This window comes from Asticcacaulis sp. YBE204, from assembly GCF_000495855.1.
GTDB lineage: Bacteria > Pseudomonadota > Alphaproteobacteria > Caulobacterales > Caulobacteraceae > Asticcacaulis.
On the sequence record NZ_AWGF01000014.1, the window covers coordinates 104588 to 122081 of the forward strand.

A 17494-nucleotide genomic window follows, 5' to 3' on the forward strand; every position below is an offset into this window, starting at 1 on the left:
GTTAATGGGGTGTGAATCGCTGCGGATCGTAGGCTTCCGAGCCTTCCGGTGCCCCCTGCCCGCCGATCTGCGCCATCAGCACGTCCGCCGCAAAGGGACCGTAGATCCAGCCGTTGCGCCGCATCCCGGTCGCCACATAGACGCCACTGACGTCGCGTCCGATCATCGGCCAGCTATCCGGCGTCGCCGCCCGCACACCGACGCGCGGCACGGCATCCGCAAGCCCGCCAACCGAGTCGGGCATGAATTTGGCGGCTTTTTCACTGAGCGACGTCACGACACCCGGTTCGACCTCGTAATCGGCCTTGCCCGTCTGCATGGTCGCACCGAATTTGGCCAGACCGTCGAGGAACACCCAGTACCCCCACGGCGAGCGGATCATCCGCCCGGCGAGCGCCGGATCGGCCTTTTGTGCCTGATCAAGCAGATGCCCCTTGATCGGTTTCAGCGCGGCCAGAGATGGCACGGCCTCGGCAAACGCCGCCGAATCGAACCCGGCGCACACCACGACATGGCCGGCTTCAAGACGCTGACCGTCGCTCAGCGTCACCGATTGAGGCGTGACCTGCGCGGCTTCGCTCTCGATCCACTGCCCGCCGCGCTCGACAAAGACCGATTTCATATAACTCAGCACCGGTTCCGCAGCCATCAGCCACTCGCCGACGATTTCGATCGCCTGAAACGGGGCGTGATAGCCCAGCTTCGCCAGATCTTCCTCGCGCATCACCTGACCTTTGGCACCCATGTCGGTGAAGCGTTGCATCATCTCGTCGGGCGACGGGCCGTTGTCGCCCGACCACAGCCAGACGGCGGGCTGGGCCAGTTCGAGGATTTCCGACAGGCCGAGGTCTTCGGCAAACGACGGCCAGTGCTTCTGCGCCTCGATATAGCGGGCATAGGACAGCCTGGGATCGGCCTCGGTCAGGGCCTCCATCGCCGGCGCGATCATCCCCGCCGACAGGGCCGAGGTCGAAGCCTCCACCGCGTCCTTCGCTACGATCCTGACCGACAGGCCATGATCCAGCGCCCGCAGACCGACGCTCAGACCGACGATTCCGCCGCCGATAACGATGAGACTGTAGGCTGAGACCATAAAACCATCCTTTATGGCGGGTATATAGCGTCATTTACGCGCATAGCCAGACCCCGCATGACAATTGCGTCAATCGGTCCGTGTAAAATCACTATGTAGGGAAATTCACCGCGATGGTACTGCCTGCTGGTTTCGAACCAGCTACCTCCAGAGCCACAATCTGGCGCTCTACCAATTGAGCTAAGGCAGCACGTCATCGCGAAGGCCGTGTCTCTAACGTGCAGCGGCCCGCCGATCAAGGGGTAATTTCAGACAAAGACATATAAGCCGTGTAAAACCCGGCTAATCGACCGTCCACTGGTGTCTCAGCTTGACCTTTTCACCGGCCTCAAAAGCGGCTTGCGACTTTTTCATGTCGACAAGCGTTCTACGGACATAGACCTTGACGATCTGCTCCCCGGCACCCGCCGGATCTTCTGTAAGAACCACACAATTTTGCAGCCGCCCCTCAGCGGTAACGTCGCAGGTAAAGCTAACTTCGCCACCGCTTTTCTTCATATTCGGCCCTGTCGGCGTGGGCAGTTCCTGAGGCGACGGCAAGCTTTTATAGTGGTAGCGGCCCGTAGCCTCTTGCGCGGCAGAGGCGGTCACAGACACACTCAGCAGCAGCCCGACCAGACCGATGGCAAATCGATACGAGAATTTACGCATTACCTGATGGTCCATTTGTAACGGACTTTCTTTTCCTCACCCAGTGCCGACTCTCCCGCGACGTCCTTGAGTTCGGCATAGGTTTCAAAGCCCTTCACCGTTGCTTCGGCAAAGCCATAACCTTCCGGCGTTTCCTTGATAACACGGCAATTTCTGAGATGACCTTTAGCCGTCCAGCCACAAGCGATAACCACATCGCCCTCAATACGAGCCTTTGCGGCAGCCTTAGGGTAAAGTGACGCCATAGCTTGTCCGACCGGCAAAGTTTTGAAACTGGGAACGGGCGGCAATGCGGCGTCCTGCGCCTGCGCAACACTGACCAGGGCCAAACAGGCCATCACCGATGTCGTTATCCTGAATACAAGCATTTCAAATCCCCCTCTTTAGAACCGTTATCGCTTGGGTTGAGCAGGGCGTCAAGCGCGCTCCGCCTAAGGCGTTTGTCTCCGTCTACTTGACCTCCCAAACGAAACGAAATTCCATGTCTTCACCCTCGCGAGACGCGGCGTCGACTTTTTTCAGATAGGCATAGGTTTCAAAGCCCTGGATCGCCGCCGCCCCGAACCCAAAGCCTGCGGGGACTTCTTTCGTGACGCGGCAATTGACCAGCCGCCGTTTGAGCGTCCATCCGCACCGAAGCCAGACCTCGCCGCGACTATGTTCGTTCAGCACCTCTTTAGGGACGAGATTCAGCACCTGCGAGGCGCGCGGCGAGATCATCAGTTCCGGCTTGACCGTACCCGCAGACGCCGCAACCGTAACCGGCAACAGCAACATCGCTATTACACCTAATCCCCACCCCCTGTATGTCATCCCCCTTCCCCGGCGCTACAGATACCCCTTCGATTTGATATAGGCGTCGAGCTGATTGATGCGCGTCGTATCCGATGGGTGGGTGGACATGAATTCAGGCGTCCCTGCTCCGCCCTGAGCCTGCATGTTGCGCCACAGAGCCACCGCTTCCGACGGCTTGTAGCCAGCCTTGGCCATGATATCGACGCCGATCCGGTCGGCCTCAAGCTCGTGCTTGCGCGAATAGGGCAGCAGCAGCCCCAGTTGCGCGCCCATGCCGCCGTAATTGGCGATGACCTGCTGCGCCCGACCCGACGTCGCGCCCTGTGCTACCGTCAAGCCGATCGCCGCGGCCTGCTGCTGCGACGCGCGTTCGGCGGCGTGCTTGCCGATCACGTGAGCCGTTTCATGCCCCAGTACCGCCGCCAACTGGTCATCGTTCTTTACGACCTTGAACAGGCCGCTGTTCACGCCGACCTTGTTACCGGGGATAACAAAAGCGTTCGGCTGATCGTTCTGGAAGACGACATATTCCCATTCCGCCGCATTATATCCCGCTGCCGTGACGATCTTGGCGCCCACGGTGCGCACCCGACGGATCAGGGCGGCATCGTTCGACAGCTTGGCCGTCTTCATCATCTCGGCCCAGCCCTGCAAGGCGGTCGGCTCCAGATCCTTGTTGTCGACCAGCAGGAACTGACTGCGTCCGAGGGTCTCGTTGGTCTCACAGGCCACCAGCGTGACGGCAATCAGGGCGGCCGCCCCCAGCAGCAAATGTTTCGGCTTGATCGAGCGAAGGGTCATGGCGCATCCCTAATATGTCAGCGGTGAAATTTCGGCGATACTGCTCAGTTCACCGGTCAGGGTCAATCGTTGAAGGCAGTATTCCGATAAGGCCGGCATAAAAAAGACCTCCGGGAGGTCACCGGAGGCCATCGTTGCTACGCCACAACGATCCGCTTATTCGAGCGCAAAGCCCATACGCACCTTCATCACCGAACCGACCTGTACCGCACCGGCGCTGGTGTCGGCGCGGCCCTTGGCTTCGACCGCGCGCACCGCTGCGTCGCCAAAGCCGTAGCCCTTGGGCGTTTCGCCGAGGATGTCACAGCGGACGCGGCCCTTGGTGTCGGTGACGGTGCAGGCAAGCGTCGCCGAACCCTCGACCTCGGCGTCCGTAGCGCGGGCGGGGTAATACTGCATCATCGCATTGGCGTCCGGGAATTTGCTCCACACGGCCTTGACGTAAAACGGCCCCACGGGCGCGTCACTCACCGTCGTCGGCCCCGGCGTACCGGTAAGGGTGACCACCGGGCCTGAACCGGGCTGGACATCGACCGGCGGCGTCGGCGCAACCTCTAAAGGCGTCACGTCGCTGATGACCGGATCGGCGGGGGTGTGAATGACGGTCGTCGTCTGACGCACCTCTTTTTGTTCTGTCGGCTCCGGTTTGGGCTTTGGCTTTTCCATATTGAGGATAGCGCCCGTGAACGGTGGCGGGACATCGACCTCCTCCGGCACGGCGATTTGGAACCGTTCGTGGATGATGTAGGCCGCCAACCCGGCATGGATCAGGATGGCGATCGCCACCCCGCTGGCCACGGTCGGTGACAGGCGCTTCTGCGGAAGGCGGTCGAAAAGCGGATTACGCGACGGATGATTGACGGCAGACGCCATAAGCGTGTCCTTTCCTGGGAGCCCTGTGAGGGCATTTGGCGAATGGATTGCGGGTTCGCCTTTTGAATGCATGAAACCTTAATTTCCGGCCCCTCTGAACCCCCGTGTTCAAAAGCCCCTCACCGGTTCGCCCGTCCATGATCTTGTTATAATGTAAACTTAGCAACGCTAAGTGTACAGCGTTATTTTTCGTGATCACACCAATGTGCGGATCGGGTCCGTCGCCCTCGTACAAAGACATCGGGTACGCTCAGGACAATCAAAAACCCTCCGGCCGCGAAGCCGGAGGGTTCCTGTATTTTGCAAAGTGCAGTGACCTATTCGAGGGTCCACTTATAGCGGAACTTCTTACGGTCGCCGTCGCGGATTGCACCGTCACCACCAGGGCTGGCCTTGGCGAAACGCATGAAACCCTTGACAGTCGCGGCACCGAAGCCATAGCCCGCAGGCTTTTCGCTTATGATGTCGCAGCCCGTCACGCGGCCTTGCGAGTTGAGGGCGCAGTCGATAACGACTTCGCCTTCCATTTCCGCGTCCTGTGCCCGCGGGGGGTACAGGTCGTACATGCGGTCGTTGGACGGGTAGGTCCATTGCGCATCTACGTAACGCGGACCCGCAGGTGCCGGCGGTGCCGGCGGCGGGGGCGGTCCCGGGACGATTTGCGGCGGCCCCTTATACTCGACGCGTTCTTCCTTCTTCGTCGGCTCGATCTGGATCGGAGTCGGCGGAGGCGGCGCTTCGGTATTGATCACCGGTTCGCGTACCTGCAACTTCGGCGGCGGCGGCGGCATGTCCGGCGGCGGCGGAGGTGGGGGTGGCGGCGGTGGCGGGGGCGGCAAATCGACAAGTTCAGTATCGATCTTGGTGTCCTCGTAGACGACTTCCTTGATCTCAAACTTTTCCTTGTAGATGTAGTAGCCGAGCGCAATGTGCGCGACGGCCGCTACGCCTATGCCGATGAAGATCGGCGTCTTGTCTTTGTTTAACGGCGGATCAAGAATAGGATCTCGACGCCTGTGGGGGGTCTCTTCCATCTCTTAATCCTCTTAACTGTTACCGTCTTCACCGACCAGAGCCACACTGTAGAACCCGTTGTCCTGCAGTACGTTCATCACCTGCATGAAGTCGGCATAACGCGTGGACTTGTCGCAGCGGATGAAGATGCGCTCTTTTTCCGGGTCACGGGTGCGAATCTGAACTTTCAGATCGGCGCCCATGGCGTCGAGAGAGGTGGGGAAGTCACCGATGAAGACATTGCCATTCTCCTGAATGGAAATGAACACCGGCTGGGGTGGATTTTCTTGCGGCGGGGCGACTGCCGTTGGAAGCTTAACTTCAACCGACACGGTGGCAAGCGGAGCCGCCACCATGAAGATAATGAGAAGAACCAACATAACATCGACGAACGGCGTAACGTTAATTTCGCTGTTTTGCTCGATGTGGAATTTCGAGCCGCCGCTGCCAGAGGATAGCTTGGCTCCCATCTAGATTACGCCCCTTTGTCGAGCTGACGCGACAGCGAGTTCATCAGTTCCGAAACGAATTGTTCCGAACGGGTGCCGTAAGCCGCGATGGCCGAGTTGAAGACGTTGTACATGACGACGGCCGGGATAGCGGCAACCAGACCCAGACCCGTAGCCAGAAGGGCTTCGGCGATACCCGGAGCAACGACGGCGAGGTTGGTGGTGTTGGTGTTCGCGATACCGATGAACGAGTTCATGATGCCGTAAACCGTACCGAACAGACCGACGAACGGCCCGATGGACCCGACCGAGGCGAGGAAGACCAGACCGCCCGACAGACGCTTGGCCAGACCGGCCTGAACGGCGTTGATCGATTGCGACGCGCGGTGCAGCGTCGAGTCGCGGTGTTCACCCGAAACGGCCAGACCGGCTTGCTTCGAGATCTGGACTTCTTCGGTGGCCACGGCGGCCATGTCGGCCAGCGGGTTACCGGCGAACTCGTCCGAGGTCGACAGACGGTTGATGTCGGCGATCGAGCGGGCGCCGCGGAAACCTTCGAGGTAGTTGGTGGTCGCCTTGTTGAGGCCGGCGAAGAAGAGCAGCTTGATGACCAGGATGGTCCAGGAGATGATCGAAGCCAGCACCAGGCCGATCATGACGACCTTAACGACCGGCACGGCCTGAGCGAACATGCCCGCAACCGTCAGGTCGTGGCTGCCCTTCGAGGCTTCCGAGGACGACTCGGCGGTTTCTTCGGCCGGGGCGGCCGCAGGGGCTTCGGCAGCAGCCGGCGACGTGGCGGCGGCAGCGGCCGCAAACGTCGGGACGCTCACGAACAGTGCCGCGGCACCAATCAGAGCGATAAGCGGGTTGTGTTTCTTGTGTTCGAGCATTTTTCGCCAATTCCTGAATAAGGATGACCCCCCGGTTAAGGAGGCTGACCAAGGATTATAGGGGCAGCGTAGACCCCCAGTTAAAACCTAAGACGTGTTAAAACCATGGCACCCAAAAAAACATGACACCGCAAGGAGCATGTTCCTTCGTGAACCTCTCGTGTGTTTCGTACCGGTGCGACTTCTATTCGCTCACATCCAGATACGCTGCGCACAAACTTTTGCCATTATGACCGAGAAGTCAAAAAAAGCGATCCCTTTGTTACACTGGTGGTTACAAAGTGATTTGAGCCTAAAAGAGCCTATCCCCCCTGTGAACGTCAAGGTGCTTATCACGCCACTTCGCGTATCATTTCGGCAACAGGCAAGGCAGCATTCGCAGGTTTCCTCTAAAAACTCAATTGTGTCCGATAGTTAATCCATAGGGCGCAGTGAGAATTATTTTCACGAAACCTGAATTTTTTTTCATATTCGTGATCGCCTCACCTTCCCTTTACGTGCCGCAGGGGAAAAAGCCTGACTTCTCCGCACTCTATGTCATTTTTATAACGCCGATTTGCGAAACGACGATCAAAAATTCGTATGGAAAATGGCTGATTTCCGTAAGAATACCCTGCTATATTCGCCCCTATGCGGTAGGCCGATGCCGCCGGAGAGCACGCGAATCGTGGCGCCTTGATCCGTACACGCCATTTAAAGTTATTTGCGACAGGCCCCGGGGGCCGTGGCCGGCTTCAGCCCCTTGAACATAGACAGCGGCACTGCCGCCGCCATAGCCGCCGCTCCGTCATCGTCCGGATGCAGATGATCTCCGACATCGTATTCGGCCTTCAGCAGGCCAGACCCCGGCATCGCCTCCACCGCGCGGTCGAAGTCGATCACGCCATCGAACGCCCCACCCTCGCGGATCCAGGCATTTATCCGCTGACGGCGGGATTCCTTTTCCTCGGCATAGTAGTTCTTGAAGACCGTCCCCTTGAACGGCGTCAGAGTGGCGGCATAGACCCGGATACAGCGTTCGCGCGCCCGCGCCGCCAGTTGCCGGTAGCCGTCGATCAGCTCTTCCGCCGATACGTATTCCGCCGCCCCCGGCCCTTCCGCGTGCCCCAGATCGTTGATGCCGATCAGGATAATCACCGCGCCGACATTAGGCTGGTTGAGCACATCGCGATCGAAGCGCGACAGGCCGGACTCGCCGAAGCGCGCCGATTGCCCGTGGTGCAGCAAACGGTTGCCGCTCAGCCCGGCATTGACCACGCTCAGTTTCATTTTAGCGGTCTCCAGCCGCTGGCTGAGGATTTCCGGCCAGGTCCCGCCCTTGTCCGGCGTAATGCCGTAACCGTCGGTGATCGAATCGCCGAAGGTGACGACGGCGGCCTTTGCGGGCGTGTCGGCCACCTCGACCCCGACGATCCACGGAAAGGCGCGACCGATGCCGATATCCGCCTTGCTTTCGGGCAGTTCGGCAGCCGAGGTCTGACGGCCCGACGCGATGTAGATTACCCCACGCTGGATATCATGCAGGGTCGTGATCTTTGTCGGCCCGGATATATAGAGAGAGAGCGCCAGATCGCTGTTGGCGGCGACCCTGAGCGGCACAGGATCGCTGATCGCATAGGCGCCCGGCGCGATGGTCACGCCCTTGCGGCCATTGAAGGTCAGTTCGCGGTCGCTGGCGGTATCGATACGGCTGCCGGTCAGGCGCCGCGCCACACGCACCTCGTCAAGGCGCAGCCGAGTGGTTCCGTAAGCATTTGAAAGCCGGATGCGCACCTGTTCGCCTCCGGCGCTAACGCGCACGATTTGCCGCAAGGTCTTGTCTTCGATGGGCTTGTCTGCCTTTCCGGCGGGCTCCGGCGCCGCATACCACGTCGACACCCAGTTTGCGGGGGCCTTCGCCTGCACCGGCATGGCCAGCAATAAGGCGGCAACCACCCCTCCGGCGAGGCAGCGGACTTTGAAGATCATCGGACGGCTTCCCTGAGTTTGTTTTGCTCACAGAAGGCCAGATTGCCGTGCGAAATTCAAGCCGCGAAAACGCGCTGGTTCGGTAATGAAAGAGGGAGATGGTGCCTGGAGCCGGAATCGAACCCCTGTTTGCGACAGCAAACAAACTCAATAATGCGCTGGTTCGGCAACGAAGTGAGAGATGGTGCCTGGAGCCGGAATCGAACCAGCGACACGCGGATTTTCAATCCGCTGCTCTACCAACTGAGCTATCCAGGCACTTCTTGCATCGACGGGCCTTGGTGCACCGCGTCGGGAGGTCGCTCTATAAGGGAGGCAAAATGGCTTGGCAAGCGCGTAAACGGGCAAAATATCGAAAAATCGGCTTTAATCCGCGTCTTCGTCGTCAAAAGATGAGGATAAGTTTTCCGATCTGGTCGGCACATTGTCCGGCACGTCTTCTTCGACGCTGAGGCTGCCCGCCCCCCCGATAACATACTCGCCTTTAAGCCAGTGCAGCATGTCCATATCGGCGCAGCGCTTGGAACAGAACGGCGCGTAGCTCTTCGCCGCATTGGGCAGAAGCGGATCGGGCAGATGATAGGGTTTATGGCAATAGGCGCAGAATTTCTCGGTCATAACGGCTATATAGGCCGCTCAGCGCTTGCGGACAACTGTCGGCGCGGCGTGATCCACGACCTCAACGCTCAGGCGCGGCGACAGGGGATCGAGGCTGTCCTTCAGGCATTGGCGCACGATACCCGCCACCAATTGCGGGGCGCGCAGGATGAACATGGCTCCGACATCCGAGCGCGCTTCGGCCACCGCCTGCCACAGCAGACGGCGGGCAGCCCGCAAGGTCGCCGTATGGGGATCGTCGATCGGTGCAGCCCCCCACGGACGGGTGAATTCGTAGGTCCCGAAACGCGTGATCGGCCCGCTGATGATACGCGGCCCCTCGGCGGCAAAGGCGTCGCGCAGGATGCCGGTCAGCTTTTCGCCGTTATGCTTGGAACCGATCAGATCGACCACAACCAGACCCGCGAGATTGGCCAGTCTGAGCCGTCGCGCAACCTCGGAAAGCGCGCGTTCATTGGTCGCCTTGATGGCCTGTTTGGGGGCCTTGGCCAGTCCCTCCCCCGCCCCGCCGAGATCGACGTCGCAGGCGATCAGCGCCCGCGTCGGCTCGATGGTCAGGAAGGCCCCGTCGGGCAGGTCGGTGCTGGGGTTGAGCGCCTGCGCCTCGGCGATGTCGAGCGCGTCGGCGGCGTCCTCACCCTCGATCAGCTCGAACGTGCCCTTGGGGTCGATCAGGTGGCGCGCCTGGGCCATCAGACGGCCTTTGAGGTCGAGCGGCGGAGAGACTCTACACGGCGTGTCTCCGGGACCGATATAGCGGGCGCGCGGGCGTTTTTCGGCACGGGCCTCGGCGGCGATCTGGACCTCGATGGCCGCGCCTTCGTTCAGCGTCACGTCTTTGGCCAAGTCGAGCATGGCCTCGGACCCGTCGGCCAGTTTCAGGAAGCCGACGCCGCCGGTCTTGGCGGTCAGGCGGGCGACCGAGCGCACACCCCACAGGCACAGCGACGGGTCATCGACGCGGCCTTCGGCGTAGAGCCACGGCTGACCGTTCTGCACCACACAGGCGCGGGCCAAACTAAAGCGGGCCTCATAGAAGAGTTTCAACGGTAGCCCGCCCCGTTCAGCATCAGGGCGGTTTCGTAGGTCGGCAGCCCTACCACCGACGGGAACGAACCGTTGATATGGATGACAAAGGCTCCGGCGCGGCCCTGAATGCCATAGCCGCCCGCCTTACCGATACCTTCCCCCGAGGCGATGTAGCCGTCGATATCGGCAGCGCTCAACCGTTTGAACAGCAGGCGCGTCTCGACGACCTTATGCGACAGTCCGCTCGGCGACATCAGGGCGACGCCGGTAAAGACGCGATGATTGCGGCCCGACAGGAGCTCCAGACATTGCCGCACCTCGGCCTCGGTCTCCGCCTTGGGCAGGATACGGCGACCGACACCGACCACCGTATCGGCGGCCAGCACGAAGGCAGGCGCACCGAACGAGGCCGCCACGGCCTCGGCCTTGGCTCGCGACAGACGCAGCGCCAGTTCGCGCGGCGTCTCCCCCTTGAGCGGGGTTTCATCGATGTCGGAAGCGATTATGTGATCGGGCTTCAGACCGATCTGGGCCAGCAGGTCCACGCGGCGGGGACTGGCGCTGGCCAGAATAAAGGGCGCCATGCGCGCCCTCTTACTTGAAGCGATAGGTGATACGGCCCTTGGTCAGGTCGTAGGGGGTCATTTCGACCATGATCTTGTCACCGGCCAGCACGCGGATGCGGTTCTTGCGCATCTTGCCCGCGGTGTGCGCGATGATTTCGTGCCCGGAGTCTTCGAGCTTCACGCGAAAGGTCGCGTTCGGCAGCAGTTCAACCACAACGCCCGCAAACTCCAAAAGTTCTTCTTTTGCCATTCGGTCCCACAATAAAAGGAAAAACAGGCGAATCTGCCACACAGCAGCGCCCGGTAAAATCGTGGCGCTCCCTTTATACCCAAACGGGTTTTGAGGGAAGGCCTAAAACAGACGGCAAAAGGCGGTGCCGCCTTTCGGAGACACCGCCCTGTGCGTCGCGGCAAGGCCTGAGGAGCACTTTGCCGCGACACCTGATGTGTGAATTAGAACTTCTTCACGACGCTGACGGTCACGTTATCGGCGTCGCCCTTGTCGTCCTTGAACGACGAGCGGGTATAGTCGCCGCGGATGGCGTAGGACTCATTCAGGTGGACCTGAGCGCCGACACCGACATCAAGCGCGGTACCGTCTTCGGCAATGGCCTGATTGTTGTACTTTTTCAGCTTGGTGTCCGAGACACCCACGCGGCCGATCAGATCGACCTTATCGCTGACCGGCACGAAGCCTACAGCATAGGCGGCCTTCTTGTTGGTCAGCTTGTAACGGCCGGTATTGGTCGTGTCACCGTTGGTGCCCGAGGCCAGTTCACCCTCGACACCGAAGTGCGGGGTCAGCTTGGCGCCGACGCGGGCGTTCATCGAGTTCAGGCTGGAATCGGATTCGTTATTGTCGGTCGCGGTGGCGCCGATCGAGCCGTAGACTTGCGGCTGCGAAAGGGACTGCGCGGAAGCGGTGGTCGCGCCGAAGGCGGCGGCGGCAATCGCGGCGGTCGCAAAAAGCATGGTCTTCATGGTAGGCTCCTTTAGTCTTTATTCATGTGCCGCACGGTCTCTTTTGGCCGTGCTAAATACCGACGGGTTCAATGCCCGTTCGATGAATTGAATATGGAGACGTAAAGGGGCGGCTTTGCGCCGGGCAAAAGGCCATTTCTGGCCTTTTTCATAAGAATATCATCAATTTAACCTCAATTGAGGCGCTTTCGCCATGTTGATGAACCGAACATGAACCGATCCGCGTCAGGAGCAAATTTCTTCAAACGCGACCTTAAAAACACACATGATTTTCAGATAATATCCTCTCCTCCCTACGCAGTGGGGAGGTGGCAGCCCACAGGGCTGACGGAGGGGGAGGACTCCGGATTTCCACGGGCGGAGACTTGGGTTAGCGGCTGCGCCGCCCCCTCCGGCTCGCTGCCTATCGGCATCGATCCACCTCCCCACTGCGTAGGGAGGAGGGAGACTAAGCCCGCAGATGCAGGGCGTGGATCAGAGTGAACAGCCGCCGCGCGGTTTCGTGGTCGATGTCGATTTTGCCGCTCAGGCGTTCGGTCAGCAGTTCCGCCCCGTCGTTATGCACACCGCGACGGCCCATGTCGATCGACTCGATCTGCCCCACCGTGGCGTTTTTCAGCGCCTCGTAATAGCTTTCGCAGATCATGGCGTAGTCCTTCATGATCGGCTTGAGCGGCGTGAATGACAGCATGATCTTCTTCGCATAGCCCTCACCCGTCACGTCAAAGACCAGCCGCCCGTCCTCATAGGCCAGACGCAGGTCGTATGTGTCCGCCGTCCCGCCGTCGGGTTTGAAGCTGTTCTTTTCGATCAGGTCGAACATGGCTACCTGACGTTCGTGTTCGACCTCGGTCGAGGGCGAGGACAGGCTGTCGGGATCGATCTCGATACGGGCAATCTTCATTCTGCTCTGTCCTCTTAAGCGCATTCCGAAAAGTGCGAAGCGGTTTTCGGGCCCAAATGCGCGACAACTATAATGGGTGGTTGGGGGTGGAGCGCGCCCTGTGCGGGGCCGCCAGATCCATGAACAGTATATCGAGCGCCTCGACTTCGATGCGCAGTTCCGCGGCCGATTTGCCCGCGAAGGTCAGGCCGACAACATAGGCCGGCGCGTCGAGCGCTTCAAGGCTGAGGTCGAGCAGCGCCATGCCATGCGGCGGCTTGGCGAGATCGAAGCCGCGCGATTTCAGCCCGGTGATCGAGCCGATCTGCAAGGCGCAGTTGGCGCGCAGCGGTTGACGACTTTGATGCTCATGGCAGAAGCGGTTCATGCGCAGGGTCAGGGCACGCGAGCGCTGATCGTAGTGCACGTCGTCGCCGCGCAGGGCAGCGTCCTGAAGCAGGGCCGCCAGCGGCAGCACGTCTTCGGCGTTCTGCGCCAGAAGCCGTAGATGTTTATGCGGTTTTTTGAAAAAGCCGAACACCCGCGCGCCTTACTCGTCGATCTCTTCGACCGGCGTGTCGCCCTTGATGCGGCGGATTTTCGCGCCGCAGGCCGACAGCTTGCCTTCGAGGTTTTCGAAGCCGCGATCAAGGTGATAGACGCGGTTGACGATGGTTTCACCCTTGGCCGCCAGACCGGCGATGATCAAACAGGCCGAGGCGCGCAGATCGGTCGCCATGACCTGCGCCCCGCGCAGTTCATCGACGCCGGTGACCTTGGCTTCGCCGCCGGTCTGGACGGCGATGCTGGCCCCCAGACGGCTCAGTTCCGGCACGTGCATGAAGCGGTTCTCGAAGATGGTCTCGCGCACGGTCGATTCGCCGTCCGCCAGGGTCATCAACGCCATGAACTGCGCCTGAAGGTCGGTCGCGAAGCCCGGATAGACCTCGGTGGTGATGTCGACGGCCTTGAGACGGCCCGGCCCGCGCTTGATGGTGACCGTGTTGTCGCCGGTGGTGATCTCGCAGCCCGCCTGACGCATCTTGTCGAGCAGGATGCCGATCAGCTCGGGGCGCACCTTGGTCAGGCGCACTTCGCCGCCGGCCATGGCGGCGGCCAGCGCATAGGTCCCGGCCTCGATGCGGTCGCAGATGACCGACCAGTCGGTGCCCTTGAGCGCAGCGACGCCCTCGACGGTGATCGTCGGTGTCCCGGCTCCGCTGACCTTCGCGCCCATAGCGTTCAGGCATTCGGCCAGATCGACGATTTCCGGCTCGCAGGCGGCATTGTGGAACACGGTCGTGCCGTGGGCCAAGGTCGCCGCCATCAGGGCGTGTTCGGTCGCGCCGACGCTGACGAAGGGGAATTCGATCTCCGCGCCTTTCAGCCCGCGCGGGGCCTGAGCGAAGACATAGCCTTCGTGCATGTCGATATGGGCACCCAACGCCTCGAGCGCCTTGAGGTGCAGGTCCACGGGACGGGCGCCGATGGTGCAGCCGCCGGGCAAGCTTACCTTGGCATGGCCGGTACGCGCCAGCAGCGGCCCCAGCACGTTGAACGAGGCGCGCATCTGACGCACGAGGTCGTAGGGCGCAAACGCCGAGGTGATTTCCGGCGTGTGCAGCAGGGTTTCCTGCCCATCGTCACCGATCGATTCGGTGATCGAGGTGCCGAAACGTTGCAGCAGACGACCCAGCAGGCGCGTATCGGCCAGACGCGGCATATTGGTCAGGCGCACCGGTTCGGAGGTCAGCAGCGACGCGGCCATCAGCTTGATGGCGGAGTTCTTGGCTCCGCTGACGGGGATGTCTCCGTGAAGCGGGGTTCCGCCTTCCAGGGCAATGCGATCCATATATACGCCTAATCTTCGTTGGTGCGCCGTTTCAAAGTGAAGACTCATAACGGCAATCGGTTGAATAGGCGGTTCTACATCACCACGCGCTAGGTGCAATAAGAAAGCTATTCGCTAACGTCATCGTTAGTGGACGGCGCGGATTGGTCAGGTTTGCGTGCGGCGGCCTTGCGGCGTTGCAGATTGGCGCGCAGAGCCGCTGCGACACGGGCGGCCTTCTCGTCTTTTTCGCTTTTCTTGGGCGTATCGGTCATATCGTGTCCCGGTGTTTCGACCCGATTTAGCGCGCCATCCACAAAAAGCGAGGGATAAATCGCCATTTCGCGCACTTTTTGCTTTGCGTTTTGAACGGTCTTCGCTATGACGCCCGCCTCAGCCGGTGTTTACGCCGGTTCAGCCGTATTAGCTCAGTGGTAGAGCGCATCCTTGGTAAGGCTGAGGTCGGCAGTTCAATCCTGCCATACGGCACCATGAAGGCCCAAGCCCCATAAGGGTTTGGGCCTTCGCCATATTTACGCCCTGTAGATAAAATCTGGACTCTGCGCCCATGCCGCCATATGTTTGGTGGCGTTAGGCGGATGTGTGGCCACCCAACATCGTCCGCCCTAAAAGCCGTCCAGCATATCCAAATACCGATCAACCATATTTTCTGCCTTTACCCTATCCCGACCTTTCTTTCCGCTTAATTATTAAAGGCGTCGCGGTGCGCATTGCCCTTTTGATCAGCAAGTTATTGCGTCGCATCCCAGGTCGGCCTATCGTACCCTTGACTAACCCAAAGGATTTTTCCGTTCCCGACACACTTGATATTCAAGGAACCCAGGTCGATTACTGGTCAGCTCTGGACCTTGCCCGCGCCTCGGCTAACGATGGTAATGAAGATAATGCCTTGAGCATCATAGGCACCTTGTGCGCCCGATTTCCGGACAATGATCCGGCTTACAATTTGCAAATTGAAATCGTCGCCCGTCGCGATCTGGAACAAGCAGAAGTTTTGGCTCAAAAAGCGCTCGAACGCTTTCCGCAAGGGGTCTGGACGTGGGATATCGCGGCCAGAATAGCGGAGCAGTCCGGCAACGACGTCAAGGCTTTCGCCCGCTGGAAAACGCTGTCGGAATTTGCCAGAGATCATCAACGCGCCCCGATCGCCATGATGCATATACTAAGCCGACACAATCGAACCGACCTGATCCATACGATGTCCCTGACCGGGGCCGCCGACCTTGCTACCCCCGCGTTCACCGGACAAGACTATCTGATCCCAAAGGATTTACAATTAACCCCCACGCGCCTGCGGCGTGTGCTGGTCGTTGGTTCATGCCTTACAAGCGGATTTCCCTGGGTCATAAAGAATAGCCATACTCCGGCAGACGCAGATTTCATGCTCTTGAACAATGTGGCGGCCATGCCCACGCCACCGCATGCCGTCTCCGATTACGATATGCAGGTGATTCAAATTCCTTTGAGAGCGGTAATCCCTGACAGCACCTATACCAACCTTCGATACGACCGCCCTGACGAATACACGGTGGCGTTTGAGGCCGCCTGCGATCGTTTGTCCATGATCCTCAACGAGTATATGGCGCTTAACCGTTCGCACGGCCTGATGACCTTTGTCATGAACTTCCTCACGCCGCAACAAAACCCGACAGGACGCGCCCTGCCGCGTTACGACCTGCGTAATATGGCCTATTTTGTCGAGCGCCTGAATGAACATCTGGCCTCGGAGGTATCTGCACACACCAACAGTTATCTGGTTGATATCGAACGTATTGCCGGCAATATAGGCCGCAGCCGCCTTCAGGACGATGTCCTGTGGGTAATGTCTCATGGTACGCCGCTTGTCGACGGGGACTTTGAACATGATCAGGGACGTCTTGAAGGCCTTCGGAGAGCGACCGAATACTATCCCGTTGACTCCCATATCTTCGATCAGACGATCTGGAGCGAAATCGTAGCCATTTATCGCAGCGCTCAACAGACCGACAGCGTCAAAATGGTGCTCGTCGATCTCGACGACACGCTGTGGCGGGGGGTTCTGGCCGATAATGGGGGTACGCATACCGAAGGCTGGCCCGCCGGTTTCGTCGAAGCGCTCGCCTTCCTCAAAAAACGTGGCATTATTCTCGGAATTGTTTCAAAAAATACCGAGGCCCGCGTAACAGAACTCTGGCCTTACGCGCACTTCGGCCTTGATCAATTCGCTACGAAGCGCATCAACTGGCAATCCAAAGCGGAAAACATCAACGAGATACTTTCCGAAGTGAATCTTTTGCCCAAAAGCGTGGTCTATATCGACGACAATCCTGTGGAGCGCGATGTTGTAAAAACCAACTTTCCGGAAATGCGCGTAATCGGGTCAAATCCCTATATGTGGCGTCGCCTGCTTCTGTGGGCTCCGGAAACTCAGGTAGCGACCATTACCGCCGAGTCGGCCAATCGCTCGGAAATGATCAAGGCTCAGGCCGTGCGTGAAACACAGCGCAAGATCATGCCGCGCAGCGAGTTTTTAGCGACTCTGGGCATCGAAGTGTCCGTCATTCGGATCGATGCCACCGATCATCCTAAATTCGCACGCGCCTTCGAGTTGCTCAACAAAACCAACCAGTTTAACACCACAGGCGTGCGCTGGACGTTTGCTGAAGCCGAGGCCTATATGGCAACGGGCGGCGCATTTTATGCCCTCGAAGTCAAGGACATGCATACCGCCTATGGGCTGACCGGTGTTCTCTGTGCTTCAGGCGATGAAATTTCACAGTTCGCCATGAGTTGCCGGGTTATCGGCCTGGACGTTGAAATCGCAGCCGTCGCGCTGGTACTTGAGGCACTTCGCCAGCGCGGTGCCGATTCCGTGTCGGCATCGGTTATCGAGACCAATGCCAATCTGCTTTCGCGTGATATCTGGGTCAAGACGGGCTTTACAGGTGCGGAAGGACAGTTCACGTCCCACGCCCCGGTCGTCATTCCACCGCATATCAAAGTCGTGGTGTCGGCATAATTTCATTCCGCCGCGGACATATGCGACACA

General features: G+C 59.7%; 20 protein-coding genes and 3 tRNA genes. 2 read left to right on the top strand and 21 right to left on the bottom strand.

The window, feature by feature from the left end; all coding sequences use genetic code 11:
- Position 1 precedes the first annotated feature (1 nt).
- The 21 genes from AEYBE204_RS36065 to AEYBE204_RS40745 form a co-directional block, all read right to left on the bottom strand.
- On the bottom strand, positions 2 to 1093 hold the full coding sequence (locus AEYBE204_RS36065; protein WP_023463510.1) for an FAD-binding oxidoreductase: 1092 nt from the start codon (positions 1091 to 1093) through the stop codon (positions 2 to 4).
- A gap of 114 nt (positions 1094 to 1207) precedes the next feature.
- Positions 1208 to 1283 (bottom strand) — tRNA-His (locus AEYBE204_RS36070).
- A 92-nt stretch (positions 1284 to 1375) separates the two neighbouring features.
- Positions 1376 to 1744, bottom strand: coding sequence for a hypothetical protein (locus AEYBE204_RS36075; protein WP_023463511.1), 369 nt, complete (start codon positions 1742 to 1744; stop codon positions 1376 to 1378).
- Entirely contained in the window at positions 1744 to 2112 is a 369-nt protein-coding gene (locus AEYBE204_RS39685) for a TonB family protein (protein ID WP_023463512.1), read from the bottom strand. Before AEYBE204_RS39685 ends, AEYBE204_RS36075 begins: the two co-directional genes overlap by 1 nt.
- Positions 2113 to 2194: 82 nt before the next feature.
- Positions 2195 to 2521, bottom strand: a complete 327-nt coding sequence (locus AEYBE204_RS36085; protein WP_023463513.1) for a hypothetical protein — start codon at positions 2519 to 2521, stop codon at positions 2195 to 2197.
- Positions 2522 to 2572: 51 nt separating this feature from the next.
- On the bottom strand, positions 2573 to 3340 hold the full coding sequence (locus tag AEYBE204_RS36090; RefSeq protein WP_023463514.1) for a M48 family metallopeptidase: 768 nt from the start codon (positions 3338 to 3340) through the stop codon (positions 2573 to 2575).
- Positions 3341 to 3496: 156 nt separating this feature from the next.
- On the bottom strand, positions 3497 to 4213 hold the full coding sequence (locus AEYBE204_RS36095; protein ID WP_023463515.1) for a hypothetical protein: 717 nt from the start codon (positions 4211 to 4213) through the stop codon (positions 3497 to 3499).
- Between the two features lie 317 nt (positions 4214 to 4530).
- Complete coding sequence (locus AEYBE204_RS41045; RefSeq protein ID WP_023463516.1) at positions 4531 to 5247, bottom strand: TonB family protein; 717 nt, start codon at positions 5245 to 5247, stop codon at positions 4531 to 4533.
- 12 nt (positions 5248 to 5259) lie between these two features.
- On the bottom strand, positions 5260 to 5697 hold the full coding sequence (locus AEYBE204_RS36105; protein ID WP_023463517.1) for a biopolymer transporter ExbD: 438 nt from the start codon (positions 5695 to 5697) through the stop codon (positions 5260 to 5262).
- 5 nt (positions 5698 to 5702) lie between these two features.
- Positions 5703 to 6569, bottom strand: a complete 867-nt coding sequence (locus tag AEYBE204_RS36110) for a MotA/TolQ/ExbB proton channel family protein (protein WP_023463518.1) — start codon at positions 6567 to 6569, stop codon at positions 5703 to 5705.
- A gap of 699 nt (positions 6570 to 7268) precedes the next feature.
- Positions 7269 to 8537 (bottom strand): SGNH/GDSL hydrolase family protein, encoded by a 1269-nt coding sequence (locus AEYBE204_RS36115; RefSeq protein ID WP_023463519.1) that lies wholly within the window; start codon positions 8535 to 8537, stop codon positions 7269 to 7271.
- Positions 8538 to 8719: 182 nt separating this feature from the next.
- Positions 8720 to 8795 (bottom strand) — tRNA-Phe (locus AEYBE204_RS36120).
- 108 nt (positions 8796 to 8903) lie between these two features.
- The gene (locus tag AEYBE204_RS36125; protein WP_023463520.1) at positions 8904 to 9155 is read right to left on the bottom strand and encodes a DNA gyrase inhibitor YacG; all 252 of its coding nucleotides are present in this window, start codon (positions 9153 to 9155) and stop codon (positions 8904 to 8906) included.
- Positions 9156 to 9173: 18 nt separating this feature from the next.
- Positions 9174 to 10202 carry a ribonuclease E/G gene (locus AEYBE204_RS36130; RefSeq protein ID WP_023463521.1) on the bottom strand — a complete coding sequence of 343 codons (1029 nt, stop codon included), beginning with the start codon at positions 10200 to 10202 and terminating at the stop codon, positions 9174 to 9176.
- Complete coding sequence (locus AEYBE204_RS36135) at positions 10199 to 10768, bottom strand: Maf family nucleotide pyrophosphatase (RefSeq protein WP_023463522.1); 570 nt, start codon at positions 10766 to 10768, stop codon at positions 10199 to 10201. The genes AEYBE204_RS36130 and AEYBE204_RS36135 overlap by 4 nt, the downstream gene beginning before the upstream one ends.
- Positions 10769 to 10778: 10 nt before the next feature.
- Entirely contained in the window at positions 10779 to 11000 is a 222-nt protein-coding gene (gene infA / locus AEYBE204_RS36140) for a translation initiation factor IF-1 (RefSeq protein ID WP_031231343.1), read from the bottom strand.
- 203 nt (positions 11001 to 11203) lie between these two features.
- Positions 11204 to 11731 carry a porin family protein gene (locus AEYBE204_RS36145; RefSeq protein WP_023463524.1) on the bottom strand — a complete coding sequence of 176 codons (528 nt, stop codon included), beginning with the start codon at positions 11729 to 11731 and terminating at the stop codon, positions 11204 to 11206.
- A gap of 448 nt (positions 11732 to 12179) precedes the next feature.
- Positions 12180 to 12635, bottom strand: a complete 456-nt coding sequence (locus AEYBE204_RS36150) for a UPF0262 family protein (protein WP_023463525.1) — start codon at positions 12633 to 12635, stop codon at positions 12180 to 12182.
- 67 nt (positions 12636 to 12702) lie between these two features.
- Positions 12703 to 13155, bottom strand: a complete 453-nt coding sequence (locus AEYBE204_RS36155; protein WP_023463526.1) for a DUF2948 family protein — start codon at positions 13153 to 13155, stop codon at positions 12703 to 12705.
- Between the two features lie 9 nt (positions 13156 to 13164).
- Positions 13165 to 14466, bottom strand: coding sequence for a UDP-N-acetylglucosamine 1-carboxyvinyltransferase (gene murA / locus AEYBE204_RS36160; RefSeq protein ID WP_023463527.1), 1302 nt, complete (start codon positions 14464 to 14466; stop codon positions 13165 to 13167).
- 107 nt (positions 14467 to 14573) lie between these two features.
- Entirely contained in the window at positions 14574 to 14720 is a 147-nt protein-coding gene (locus tag AEYBE204_RS40745; protein ID WP_200862200.1) for a hypothetical protein, read from the bottom strand.
- A gap of 142 nt (positions 14721 to 14862) precedes the next feature.
- Here AEYBE204_RS40745 and AEYBE204_RS36170 point away from each other — a divergent pair.
- Positions 14863 to 14937 (top strand) — tRNA-Thr (locus AEYBE204_RS36170).
- A gap of 109 nt (positions 14938 to 15046) precedes the next feature.
- Positions 15047 to 17464: an HAD-IIIC family phosphatase gene (locus AEYBE204_RS36175; protein WP_155908467.1), complete on the top strand. Its 2418-nt coding sequence runs from the start codon at positions 15047 to 15049 to the stop codon at positions 17462 to 17464.
- The last annotated feature ends 30 nt before the right edge of the window (positions 17465 to 17494 follow it).